This window comes from Duncaniella dubosii (genome assembly GCF_004803915.1).
GTDB classification, from domain to species: Bacteria; Bacteroidota; Bacteroidia; order Bacteroidales; family Muribaculaceae; genus Duncaniella; species Duncaniella dubosii.
On sequence record NZ_CP039396.1, the window covers coordinates 2,035,033 to 2,048,488 of the forward strand.

The window sequence follows — 13,456 nt, forward strand, 5'->3', positions numbered from 1 at the left end:
TGATAGTGCTGATGTGAAAATATAGGAATATCCATTTGCAAGAACGCAAAAGCATATATCTGTTTGTTTATTCATTCAAACATTTATACGTATAAATGCGGATTTGCAGTCACGCCGCTTCATAGCCACAAATCGCGACACTTTCAGGCAATGCGAGGCGACATAATCCCGATGGGTCTGAAAATTTGGACAGACAGACGGCGTCATGCTATCTTTGTCGTAGAATTTCAGCCTCCTCAGATTCCGCCAATGGAACTTTTGAGAAAAGGCCACAGAACTTGTGCTTGCTGAAATTTGCTTCCTGCTACATACCAGATTCTTTTGAATCAGCATATTTACCCCAAACACATACGCCGTCACATTCAGTTGATGAATTTTGGAATGATTGACCGCCCTATGTCTAAAGGAATATGCTGTTCAGAACGAAACGCGAACCTATTATCTAGGCTTCAACTGTAAGCTCGGACAGCCAGAGGTGTGTAGTAGTGAAAGCGTCCAATAGAATAGTCAAGATGTATGTTAACCCCAGAAATAGTGAATTATGGCAAAAAGATATGACAACGACTTTGATGCAGATGCCTTTGTGGAGAATTTCCGCGCTAAGGAAGCTCCGCCTTCCGCTCCTTTAAGCAACACTGATAATTCAAATTCCACGACACATGAACCTCTCTCCTCGGTACAATCCAACCATAAGGGACGTTCTGCATCAAAATTCCGCAATTCGGCCCTAACGACACAAACGGAAGAATACAGACGAAGATTTATTGATGATCTGACGTATCTATGTCCACCCTCCGGATGCTCTAATGTAAGAATCTGCCTTGAATTTGTGAAGCAGATCAGACAGTTGCAACTCATATGTGGAAACCGCAAGGCCAATCTTACAACCTTCATCAACAACCTGCTCAGACAGCACTTCGACGAATGCAAGGAAGCAATCGTAAAGCTCTCTAAAGTATATGACACCCCCCCTTGAGTAAATCTCAGTTAAACTCCGCCCCGACATCGCTCATGCTTATGATTCCGCAGGAGGAGTGGCAATCACTGCATGAGAAACTCGACCGTCTCATTGAGATAGTCGAGAAAACCCAGATTGGAAGCCCCGGCAAAGACTGGTTTGAATCCGACGAAGTCCGCGAAATCCTCGGCATATCCCCCAAGACGTGGCAAAACTACCGCGACCAACGCCTCATCCCCTTCTCCCAGATAGGTCGCAAAATCTACGTCAGCCGCGCCGACCTCGACGCCTTCCTCCGCTCGCATCGGATAGGCACTCGGAAGTGATACTGTAACTGAAATCCGCCTAAAATGAGACGGCAAATGACTATGTTTTACAGCATATACGTTTGCCGTCTCATTTATCTTTAGTAACTTTGCGTTCAAATTTAATAAATCAATCAATGGAGACAAAAGTTGAACGACAGAAACTAAACAGAATAAAAGCAGTATTAGCCGAAACCGGCCACACCGGCAAATGGCTCGCCGAACAATTAGGCAAAGACCCCGTCACAGTCTCCAAGTGGTGCACCAACACCTCCCAACCAGACTTATATACTTTAAAAAATATTTCTGAGTTGATTAACACCAAAATGTCTGAACTTCTAATAGATAAATAACTATTGCCGTGGCTAAAAAAAACACTATAATTGGATTAGTTGATGCAGATTTATTAAACGGAGGCACCCGACATCCGAATTTATTGCTAATGAAACTATCCGGTTTCCTCAAAGATAATAATCTTATTGTCGAATTGATTACTACGAACACGATAGATATTTCAAAATATAAATTAATCTATATATCTAAAGTTTTCTCATTCTCTCCAGATCCTCAATTTTATACTACTGCCACCAAATACCAGAAAAGAAAGTTTCGGATTGGTGGCACAGGTATGTATGCAACCAAAACAAAGATACCCGAGTTCAAGCAATTTCGCGAACGTGATATGTATCAAATAGAAAGGGATTCATTTTTAAGAACACTACCCAATAAATATGGTATTGAAGAAAGACCATTTGGTATAGATTTAAGTCGTCAAATGCCGGATTATAATCTATATGATGATTATATTGAACAAAAGATTAAAGAAGGGCGAAATCCAAATTATTATAACGACTATAAACATTACTCTATTGGCTTTCTCACTAGGGGCTGTATCCGTCATTGCCCTTTTTGTGTGAATAAACTTGAAAATGAGGTTACCGCATACTCGAAATTAGAATGGTTTGTCAGTAACGAAAAGGATAATCGTGGTAAATTGATTAGACCGTACATCTATTTATGGGATGATAATTTTCTTGCAGCACCTAAGGAAATATGGAAACCTCAATTAGAGGAATTGATGAAACTAGGTCGTCCTTTCCAGTTTAGGCAGGGATTAGATGAAAGGATTATTGCGGAAAGTCCTGACGGGGAGGAAATTGCCAAAATGCTTTCTCAGTGTAAATATCATGGAGATTTTATATTTGCCTTTGATAACTGGCATGACAGAGAGAAAATAATTAAAGCATTGAAAATATGGAGGAAATATAATCCCAAGAAAGGCACTAAATTCTATTTGTTCTGTGGGTATCGCATGGCACCAGACAATATAAACCGTTTTTATGAGGATATTTGCTTAATCTTCAAACGTATCGAAATTCTCATGAAATTCGGATGTGTTGGATATGTCATGAGACATGAGGATTATCATAGTTCTCCAATACCCAACTTGTATGTACAAATTGCGAGATGGTGTAATCAGCAAGCATTTTACAAAAAAATGTCATTTTGGGAGTTTGTATATCGTAATCAATCTTTTTGGGAAGAGACAACTAAAAAAATTGTCGGGCGGCCGAAACAAAAAGGCTATGATGATTTCATGAAAGATGTAAAAGCCGGATATTACGATAACGTCAAAATGTGTCTTCCTTTAAGAACTATTGTTGAGTTGTTTGAGATGTTTCCAGAACATGTTGATGAGCTACTATATTTGTTCTCCCTTAAATTCGAAATACTCAAAAATTCAAAATAATAAGGAGTTGTGCCATGGCTATTATATCTCACGATTATAAGGATCTAGACATGTTAGAGTCTATCATAGTAAAAAATGATGGGACACCTCTGCATGGTGAAATTGATATGTATCGGAGAATATACAATGATTGCCAAAAAAGTAATTTGTTATGGCACTTTTGGCACGACTTGAGATTGCCCTTATCCATTAACTCACAATCAGAAATCCAGATAGATTTTTTGTTGGCTTGTGCATATGGTATACTAATAGTAGAGGTCAAGGGAGGTCAGGTCGGCATAGAAGATGGCAAATTTTACTTTATCATGGATGGGGAGCATTATATGAACAGGTCCCCATTTACCCAAGCAGATGATTACAAGTTCGCTATTATAAACAATAACATTCTCCCGAGTGGTGTATTCGTGGCTACAGCCTGTGCATTCCCACATACCAACATGCCGTCAACAAATAGTGCATCCATTCTTGATTTAAAATATAAACTTTGGACTGAGGCAGAACAACTATCCTCAAAATGCTCTTTCGCAGAATTTGCATTAGATGTTATATACAAGGAACGGCAAATGAAGAACTGGGGAGACATTTTTATGTCTGACAAAGAATTGTCTATTGCAGTATTTCCCTTTTCTCAAAACAGACCAACATCCTGGAATTATTCTGAAGAGAACTATGCTACTATAGTTAATTGGCTTGAGGTTCAAAACCTTGAGGTTTTCCGCGCCATTCAACAAAACAAAAGAATTATTATGGAGGGAGGCCCTGGAACGGGTAAAACTACGATTGCAAAAGCATTCATTCGAAAATATAAAAACTTAAAAGGAGTCTACCTATGTTGGAATAACCTCCTTGCATCTAAAATTAAACACGACATAGATATCGCAAACATAAAGAACTGTCAAGTAGATCAATATATCTCTTTCATCTCAAAACTATCTACGGGGAAGGATACCATAAATTTTGAGGATTTTCAAGGATCACCCAATAGTGTCCGGACTAAAATTAATGAAGTTGTAAAAGCCTACCGGAAACGAGAAGGTTTCTACCCCTTTGATTTTATCATCGTAGATGAGGCACAAGATATATTTGATAAGGGAATCAAGGAAGTAATCAATACACTAACATCAGTTGATTCGCGAGGATTATCCAATGGTCGATATCTGGTCTTTTATGACACAGAGCAAGGTTATAGAAATGATGATCGTCAATTGAAAGTATTTGCAAATGAAATCTCTGATTTTGGCGCACATTACATATTAAACGAAAACAAAAGAGTCCCATCCAATAAATGTCTGGTTCATTGTGCTAATAAAATCCTACATGCTGAATCATACGAGGTTCGCAGCATCATTGATGATTTCTCATTGTCAGATCCTTCGTGCATTAAGGTTATTAGATGTGCTACCTACCGTGAGGGAATTCGTCTTCTTAAAAATATTTACTCAAGAGCCAAATCTAATAAATCCATTGATGACTATGTGTTGTTATCTTCGTCAACTTTACGATACGGGATTGATTCGTTCTATGATAGGTTAGCTGACATTGAGTGGATAAAAGAACTGACACCGAGAAACCTACCATTGCAAAGTGAGAATATATCATTAACAACCATATTGTCATATAAAGGCCTGGAAAATAAGCATATCATTCTTCTCCTAGACAATGATAAAGTGAGCGATAAATATGAACTATATATTGGAATGTCAAGAGCCATTCTTGATGTTGAAATCATTTATTTAAAGAAATGAACGATAATTTCAAAAACATAGTAAATAAAGGCTCAGAGCTGGTTGATGCCATTATCAGCCTTATGGTTCACAGTCAGAAGTCTAACGCAAGACGGCTACTTTTGCTTTTGAATGAGATTATTGATTTTTATTTATCTAGGAAAGATGAAGATATTCATTTCCCAATTGTGCACATACCCAATTGTCCGGATTGGGCGGAGTATGTTTTTGTAGAATATCTCGTCTTGAAATTGGCGCTTTCATATAACGATGAAAACATAAATAAATTGAAAGCATTGAAGAAAGCTCCAATAATGCTTGCAACCAATGATAACCGGTTTAATAATAGACTAATAAAATATCGTCAATATGTTTCTCAAATATGTAGAACAGAGATACCAACGTATTCCTACACCGGGAAAAATTTATTGTTTACCCCAATCCAAGTGCTTAATGCATCACGTGGCAATAAAAATGAATATCTAAGTAATCTTACAGGTGGATATAACAATCTTGACAATGATTCAAATTTGACAATATGCACCGAAATTGGACAAAAAGAGATCGATGACATTACTTACGACAACGAACTCCTTGGTGAGTCAATTTCCAATCTATTTGTTATATATCGTAACACTGAGCAGTGTAATTCTCTAACAAAAAGTGGAATTGAACGAGCTGGTTTGAATAATGTCAAAAACTGCTTTGTTTTCGAATTTTCACCAAAACCACAGCGCCTTTATAAAACTAGGGCGCGAATGATAAAATTTGGGCACTCAAAATTTGAATGTCTTGCTACAGAAAAAGAAGCATTGTATAATGATGACTTCATTACATTTACAGAGGAAGAATCTTTGTATTTGTTTGAGATACCTCTTTTTAAACAACATGTATTCATTGAGGATGACCAATTTTACTATAATGGTATGATTGGCGAATTTGTTGGAACTTGTGATTATCCTATACTTGAACGAAATCACCTATCACTGTGCCTTAATGGAGAATTATGTAATCGATATCTAAAAAGAGCTCAGTCGGCTATTGATGGAATGGATGATGAGTTAGCTTTATCTATAGGATACCAGCAAGAAATAGCCAATAATAGAATAATTCCTGACATTTTGAAATTCATTGGAGATGATACAAGGGTCGCTTTTATATTACCTCATGATGTTACCAAGCAAGAAAAAGAGGGATTGAAAGTCGTTTTTGGCATTGGTAGAAAATTAAAATTTTATTGCGTATCCGAGTTAAAGCCAAAGAATGGTAAAACCGCTATAAAAGAAAAGTGTATTGTAAATCTCACTTATAGAGGGCACTTTACAAATAGCATCTATCACAAGTATCCTAATTCTTTTGATCCATACATCTTGAATGAAGGACAAAGGATATTAGATATTGCTCATGGATTCTCTTTTAACAGTATACATGAGTGGGATTTATATGAATATAATAAATTACTGTGTCAATATACAGACAGTCTGTTTAGAAAACAATATGCTTTTACCCTTCCCCAACCGCAGCATCCTGTGAGCATTAAGGAGAATTATGATGCGGAACCTGATGAAACACAGACTAGGAGCAACAGTACACAAACCAATTTTATCACTTTTTCTGATGGAGAAAAAATATCTGTTCTTGATACAGAGCTCATAATATATGAGAAAGACTCTGTTATTGCGATTGAGAAGTTCTCAGAGTTAAAAGAGCATCTGGAGAATCTTAAGGACGTTAAATTACAGAAACTTTCCGCTTTGGATGAAGTAATTGAAGAATTCATGGAACATAAAAACCAAAGAGCAAACGAGATAGTTCAGGTATTGCGTGCCTACTACTTGAGTAGAGGACGTTTATCAAAAGTTGATGAACAATCAGACAATACAATTTGGAACATTCTTTTAAGAAAAAAAGTAGAGTCAATGGGTGCTGAAGCAGTTTATAATGAACTTATGGAACCATTAAATGACCGGGAGAGAATAAGTTTATATGCTTTCCGTGCTTGGTATTCACCTGAAAGTAAAATGCTTCTACCATTAGTGCGAAAGACACAGAAACGTCTAATTGAATACCTGGACCTTTCTATGAAGTATCTTGACGCAATGAGAGCTATAAAGCGTGCTACAAAGGCAAACTCGAAAGCAAAGAATCAGATGATAGACCATTTTATGATGGATTATCTTTTTAGTGAAATTTCGGATGAAGTGTTTGAGGAATTTGAAGAAAGCCCAATCAATGAATCTCTCCAAATTCACAATATCAAGGATTTGGAAACACTAGTAGAGCTAATTAAAGAAAAGATAGACCTCAAAACAATCGCGATGTGTATTTAGGTTGCCATTCGGAATATCTTTAAGGCATCTCATATTTGCAGAATTGCCCAAGATGTAGTAAATTTGTAAATATTAAACCAAGCAATATCAGGAAATTAAGAATGTCAAACATTATAGATATCAAAAGAGACTCTTTAGAGGCTTTTATTAGGGAACAAATGATGGGTCCCAATGGATGCCGAGGGAAGTTTTCATATCATACGGACGCTGAGGATACTGTATGTCAAGAGGAAGTGGTAAATACCACTCCCGGTTCAATCTATAGCACTGCGATTCTTTTCCCTAAACAAATTCCTGTAGAAGATTGCCAAGATTCAGGCGAGGATAGAGCTAAATCTGATGAATCATTTGACACAGATGAGGTTGCTACAAGCGAGATGGCTCCAGTAGAGGCACCGCAACAAGAGACTAACTTCGAACTCTACAGACAAGAAGAAATTGACGATGAAGATATTTATTCTTTAAGCCGAAGATTCCCTCATGCTATTGGTATGTCATGTTGCTTGGCCAAAGAAGCTTTGATAAATGGGAACCTTCGGATTTCTATCTCGGGTAGATATTATAAAAAAATTACTGGGATAGACCGCCGTAACATTAGGGTCAATCTTACAGACAATGACAAGCTCTTTAATGATTTCTGGGACTCGACTCAGACTGTTCATCAATACTTTTTATTTGATGGGAAATCCCTCTCGATCAAAGATATTAATTCTAAGAATATATCTAATGTCAAACAGCTTTTAAGAGATTTAAATCAAGAGTTAGCATTACGAATCGCTAATAGACTTGACATTGTAGAGAAGGTTAAAGCTCCATATAGATTTTTGCTTTCGTATCGCGAATATCTATTCAACCAATTACGTCAAGTTAAAGACGGGCAGTACCTTTCTGACGAAATTATTAATAAATATCGAGAATGCATACTTGAAATTGAGAATTACGAGACAATCATCTCATATTTTGACGACTTGCTCTCCATGTATGACAAAAAGAGTTTCGGATTCTGGAGATCTATATCTTTTACAAAGGAGATTGACTTATCTAGTATTCCGTTAGACAAGCTGCAAGGTCATAAGACAATCTTTAAACCGGAAGATTATCCGGCTCTAAAAAATATCATTTTAGATACTGTCTCTAACCGCAATGTAGAGGGCAGCAATTCATCTGATAGATATATATCATTATCCGCTTGGTTACAAATAACTAAAGATAGCCGAAGTGATAATGACGATATAGTTTATTTGAAACTACTGATTCAGAATGATTCAACGCCCTTCCAAGAAGACAAACATAATTATTTCTCGATAGTAAATGAGCAGGTTAACCTTTTCTGTTTCTTTGGCATAAAAGGGTCTGTAATCAGCGATTATCTTTTGCCATATCGAAAGAATGAAAATTATGAAGACATCTCAAAAGCAGAAGATAAACTCAACTACCTATATCGAGAAATAGAGGACTATGGTGTAGGCCACATGTGTTCAGTTGATTGGAATAAAGATTCAAAAGGCAAAGTAAATGAAGTTTTCATTGAATTTATACCGTCTTTTGAAACACCTGATGTTGAACCAGTGCCTAGAAAAAAGTTTTCTGAGTATGTTGCGACAGACGGTGTAATGGTTCCTGCCCCATTTTTAGAAGACACCAATGTGCTTCAGTTTAAGCGATTATCATCGTTTTCAGAGGTTTCTGACAATGAAGTCATAAACGAACTGAAAAAATTCGTCAACTCTTATGGTTTGTGGATTCAAGAAATGAGAGAACGATTGGATGCTGGAGATCTCGAATTTGGGAATGCCAACTTGGATGAGTGCGAATCGGATTATATGCGAATGTTCTCTAATATTAATGATATTTTGTCATCAAATCCAACTGCGCTTAAGGCTTTTAGAGTAATGAATTCAGCCATGTATATGCAATTATGGCATAACATGACCAAAAATCAAGAAATAGTAAGAGAGCTCGGCCGCCGAAAACTTAATGCTGATTTCTACAAATCATCAAGTGATGAAATATTTAAAGAAGGTGAACACGCTGCTTGGCGACCATTTCAGTTGGCTTTCATTTTGCTTAACCTAGATGGCATTTTCAATAATCCGAAAGATCCTCAGTGGAATAAAAGGAATGAACTAGTAGATTTAGTCTGGTTTCCAACTGGTGGTGGTAAAACGGAAGCATATCTTGGACTGATTGCCTTGTGCATATTAAACAGAAGAATCTCTCATGGGGATAAAGGTGGAGGAGTATCTGCGATAATGCGTTACACACTTCGTCTTCTTACCACACAACAATTTCAACGAGCCTTAAGGCTTATAATGGCCTTAGAGCAAATCCGACGTTGGGAACCCAATTATTATGGAGGTAATGCTATCTCAATAGGCCTTTATGTAGGAGATGCTTCCCTTCCAAATACAAAGAGAGATCTAAGAGAAGAAGCAATCAAATGGTCAGGAAGGGGAACTACAAACAATACCAAAATCCCAATGGATTTATGTCCTTGGTGTGGAAAACGTTTAAAATATGATCCCGGTGTACAGCAATTCTTTTGCGAGAATAGGAATTGTACATTCGGTAGAAAAGCGGTGCCAGTAGAACTCTGTGATGAATCAATCTACGAAAATCCCCCGTCACTATTATTTGGAACCGTTGATAAATTTGCTGCTATTGCACGCAGAGTCTCCACTTCAAATAGAGAAAAGACAAAGGATTCCCGCAGAATTTTTGGAACTGCGGCAGGTTTCTTGACTCCAGATTTGATTATTCAAGATGAACTGCATTTGCTGTTGGGGCCTCTAGGAAGTGCCGTTAGTTTCTTCGAAGGAGCTATAGACCAACTATGCAGCAGAGAAGAAACTCTCGAAAACGGGAATAAAATAACCTTACGTCCCAAAATAATATCATCTACCGCTACCACAAGAAATACGGAATTACAGATTCGTGCTCTCTACGATCGTAGTGTAAATATTTTCCCAAAAAATGGATTAACGCACGATGATTCGTTTTTCTCTTTTTATAAGAGAGAGAAAGTTGATAATAAAGAACAATATTGTTCCAAGAGAAAATATATTGGCATTATGCCTACGGGAAGAACGCAGATGACAACGCAGATGCGTTTAGCTGCCATTATATTCGTCCACCGGGCAATATTTGAACTGGAATATGGGAATGAAGTGGACTTTGATAAAGCAGCAGACAATTATTATTCAGTATTATCTTACTTCAATAGCCTTCGCGAAGTAGGTAAAACTGATGCTTTATTCTATACGGAATACGCTAAATACACAAAACGTTTGTTTAAACGAGTTCTTAGATATGGCAATCTTATTGATTGTTTCTATTCGGGAGACAATTTAGGTAAAGCAGAGCTTACTAGTCGACTGTCTGGAGAAGAAATAAACGGAAAATTTGCTGAAGTAGGACAGCGTTGGGAAATGGCTCATCGTCTTCCATTTAAGGATGAGGATGGCAATTGGAATAAAGCGGCTGTTCCTCCGGATTATATTTTAGCGACAAACATGATTTCAGTTGGACTTGATGTGAGCAGGTTCAACACTATAATCATGAATTCGATGCCTCGTAATATTGCAGAATATATCCAAGCAAGTTCTCGTGTTGCCCGAAGCGTAAAGGGATTAGTTTTGACCCTACATAATCCTTTCCGTTCAAGAGACGTTTCTCATTTTGAACGTTTCAGGGAATTCCATGAGAAGCTCTACTATTATGTAGAGCCAATTTCGATTACCCCGTTCTCGAAGAAATCTGTGGAGAAATATCTCCCTTTGTATATGGCTTCAATTATTCGACATTTGATGCCCGAATTAGCGAATAATAATGATGCTTCTCAGATTAATAAGAACAAGCTTAAAGATAAGGCAATGGATATCGTGTCAACATATTTTATAGAACGATATGAGAGAAGTCAACGCCTTCCAAATAAGCTTGAAAAACAATTGCTTACTACGATTCAGTTAAAAGATATTGAACAACTTATATCTTCCGCATTGGATCAATGGTGCATTATGGCAACCGATCATCCGTCAAATCTTGTGTATGAAAACAAAGGAGTTATGCGGAATGACAGGACCTCATTATTTACATCTCCCAATGATTATGAGGAAACTAAAAATGTAAGTAATTGGACTGTTTCTTCGTCCTTAAGAATGATTGAACCTGAAGCAGTACTCAATGTACGTGTTTTATACCAAAGAGATTAAAATATGGAGATACGAACATTAACTCAATATAATCAAGGAATAGGGAAGTATAAATTACTTTCTTCAAACGCTGGTGTTGGTGCTATTTTACCCACCAAGTCAGGTGGATTTGTAATGCCGATGTCATCTTCATACTGGGAATTTATTAGAGTCGTATCAGACAAATTAAAAAATAATCCTGAGACTACAATTGATCAAACCCTTGCTGATAATCTGGGAGTGGAATTTATAGATGATCCAAGGTTTATTATATTCCTACGAAATTCTGAATCCTTGACTAAACTTCGATGTTTAGTTGGCATACCACATATAGAACTTGATGGCTGGAATAAATGCAATGTAACAGCTCATCCTTTAAATCAACGTTATATAGAAAGGAATCCACAAGGAACAGGGCTAAAAGAAGGGATGTTTACTGTACCGGCTATTACATTCCCTCGTTGGTTCTTTTCAAAGCGACCAAGTCATGACCTAATGACTGTTGACGATTGGTTTAAAATGTGGAAAGAGCGAAGATGCAATGATGGTTTACCAGAGTACTTTGCCCCTCCAAGAGATCCTAAATCGCCTACCACTAAATTACATAAATCAAGATTGCCTGAGGGAAAGAATCAGGTCTATAATTTGCTGGAACAAGTATCCATGGTGCTAATTTGCAGGAACGGCCATATGTCAGATATCCCTTGGGATAAATACTTTTGCGCTGTGAAAAAGCTAGGCAAAGACATAGTTCACAAAGAAGGCTTTGATCTTTTCGGCTTTGACACAGATGAATACCCATGCCCTGAATCAACTAACGGTAAGCATCAATTACAATGGCATGAGAATAGAGCTCATTCAGAAAGCTTTGGTATGCTAAAATGTGGCTGTTGCGGACAGTCTACAAGCCTCGAAGGTATTATGAACCTTCAGCCTTCGTGTCCTGGGCATCGTCCTTGGGAAGGAATCGGAGCTAGGGATAATGTGAAATGCACCCATCGTGGTCAGACTGTTAATATGAAGTGGGCACTTGTAACCAGTAATAGCGTCTACTATGCTGAGAATTTCAGTAGCCTTTATCTACCAAGTTGTTATTTAGACTCTGCTACCAGTCTCAGTGATTCGGAGCAAAGATTTCTTAATCTGCTTACAACCAGGTGGTACACTAGATACAGCCAGCGTAATCCTGATAAAACGCGGAATGACTATATAAACTCAATAACTACTGAGGATTTGATAGATAAAGCATCCGATAGTGGATATGATGTGACAGCGCAAGATATGAATCGCATCGTAGCTGCTTTCTTATCGGCTGATGCCGAGCCATCATCTTCAGATTCAAGAGAGGAATATCGTTTTTCAGAATTCTCTGTATTTCAGAACAACAGCAAATCCAAAGAATCTTCCGATAAGCTGGAGTTCAAGGATATTGATTTACCGGAATCCCTAAAGCCATACTTCTCCAAAATTCAACAGGTAGAGACCCTTGGAGTTAGTGCTACTCAAATAAACTTTTCAAGAGTACAAATGCCCCAACCGGAAGTGGTCGATGGAGTGACTCGATATCCTAGTAGTATGAAAATCTTCAAAGAACCGAATGAGGAGGTTCTTGTTATGCCTGCCAATCAGACATTCGGAGAGGGGCTGTTTTTTAGTCTTAACGAAGACCTAATATCTCAATGGGTTGAAAGAAACTCTGCCGTATTCCAAAAACGATATCCGCAGAATCGCCACATGGAGAATATTTATGAAAATGTGGCAGCTATGATGCAAAAAGGTGGAGTCGAAAAATTTTATCTTTTGCATACGCTCTCCCATATAATCATGAAAGAACTCGAATTCTCTTGTGGATATCCTACTGCGAGTCTTAAGGAGCGCCTTTACTTCTCCGAAAGGATGTGCGGCGTTCTTATATACACAGCGGATGGCTCGGAAGGCAGTATGGGTGGACTCGTATGGCAAGGACAACCAGATCTCATAGAGAATATAATCAAGACCGCATTAAATAGAGCAATCGATTGTTCTTCAGACCCTATATGTTGGGAGAATGACAGTGATCCGCTAAACTATGCAGCTTGTTTCTCATGTGCCATGGTATCAGAAACTTCTTGTGAACAACGCAATCTGGGGCTTGATCGACGCATTCTCGTTGATGATGAATTTGGATTTTTCAAAGACCTTTGTTTAAGATAAATCAAA

The 13,456-nt window shown here is 37.7% G+C and carries 8 protein-coding genes; all 8 read left to right on the forward strand.

The window, feature by feature from the left end:
* Positions 1-541: 541 nt before the first annotated feature.
* On the forward strand, positions 542-976 hold the full coding sequence (locus E7747_RS08830; protein ID WP_136415500.1) for a DUF3408 domain-containing protein: 435 nt from the start codon (positions 542-544) through the stop codon (positions 974-976).
* Positions 973-1,284: a helix-turn-helix domain-containing protein gene (locus E7747_RS08835; protein ID WP_228449115.1), complete on the forward strand. Its 312-nt coding sequence runs from the start codon at positions 973-975 to the stop codon at positions 1,282-1,284. Before E7747_RS08830 ends, E7747_RS08835 begins: the two co-directional genes overlap by 4 nt.
* Positions 1,285-1,400: 116 nt before the next feature.
* The gene (locus E7747_RS08840) at positions 1,401-1,616 is read left to right on the forward strand and encodes a helix-turn-helix transcriptional regulator (RefSeq protein WP_136415502.1); all 216 of its coding nucleotides are present in this window, start codon (positions 1,401-1,403) and stop codon (positions 1,614-1,616) included.
* Positions 1,617-1,624: 8 nt separating this feature from the next.
* A complete protein-coding gene (locus tag E7747_RS08845; RefSeq protein ID WP_136415504.1) occupies positions 1,625-3,013 on the forward strand; it encodes a hypothetical protein in 1,389 nt (462 codons plus the stop codon).
* Positions 3,014-3,027: 14 nt separating this feature from the next.
* The gene (locus E7747_RS08850; protein WP_136415506.1) at positions 3,028-4,758 is read left to right on the forward strand and encodes a nuclease-related domain-containing DEAD/DEAH box helicase; all 1,731 of its coding nucleotides are present in this window, start codon (positions 3,028-3,030) and stop codon (positions 4,756-4,758) included.
* Entirely contained in the window at positions 4,755-7,067 is a 2,313-nt protein-coding gene (locus E7747_RS08855; RefSeq protein ID WP_136415508.1) for a hypothetical protein, read from the forward strand. Before E7747_RS08850 ends, E7747_RS08855 begins: the two co-directional genes overlap by 4 nt.
* A gap of 101 nt (positions 7,068-7,168) precedes the next feature.
* The gene (locus E7747_RS08860; protein WP_228449116.1) at positions 7,169-11,278 is read left to right on the forward strand and encodes a helicase-related protein; all 4,110 of its coding nucleotides are present in this window, start codon (positions 7,169-7,171) and stop codon (positions 11,276-11,278) included.
* Between the two features lie 3 nt (positions 11,279-11,281).
* Positions 11,282-13,450: a DUF1998 domain-containing protein gene (drmB, locus tag E7747_RS08865; protein WP_136415510.1), complete on the forward strand. Its 2,169-nt coding sequence runs from the start codon at positions 11,282-11,284 to the stop codon at positions 13,448-13,450.
* Positions 13,451-13,456: the final 6 nt, after the last annotated feature.

What these genes read in the sequence shown, in the direction of transcription:
- drmB (WP_136415510.1), top strand. Translation starts at nt 11,282, where the DNA reads ATGGAGATACGAACATTAACTCAATATAATCAAGGAATAGGGAAGTAT.
- E7747_RS08840 (WP_136415502.1), top strand. Translation starts at nt 1,401, where the DNA reads ATGGAGACAAAAGTTGAACGACAGAAACTAAACAGAATAAAAGCAGTA.
- E7747_RS08830 (WP_136415500.1), top strand. Translation starts at nt 542, where the DNA reads ATGGCAAAAAGATATGACAACGACTTTGATGCAGATGCCTTTGTGGAG.
- E7747_RS08850 (WP_136415506.1), top strand. Translation starts at nt 3,028, where the DNA reads ATGGCTATTATATCTCACGATTATAAGGATCTAGACATGTTAGAGTCT.
- E7747_RS08860 (WP_228449116.1), top strand. Translation starts at nt 7,169, where the DNA reads ATGTCAAACATTATAGATATCAAAAGAGACTCTTTAGAGGCTTTTATT.
- E7747_RS08855 (WP_136415508.1), top strand. Translation starts at nt 4,755, where the DNA reads ATGAACGATAATTTCAAAAACATAGTAAATAAAGGCTCAGAGCTGGTT.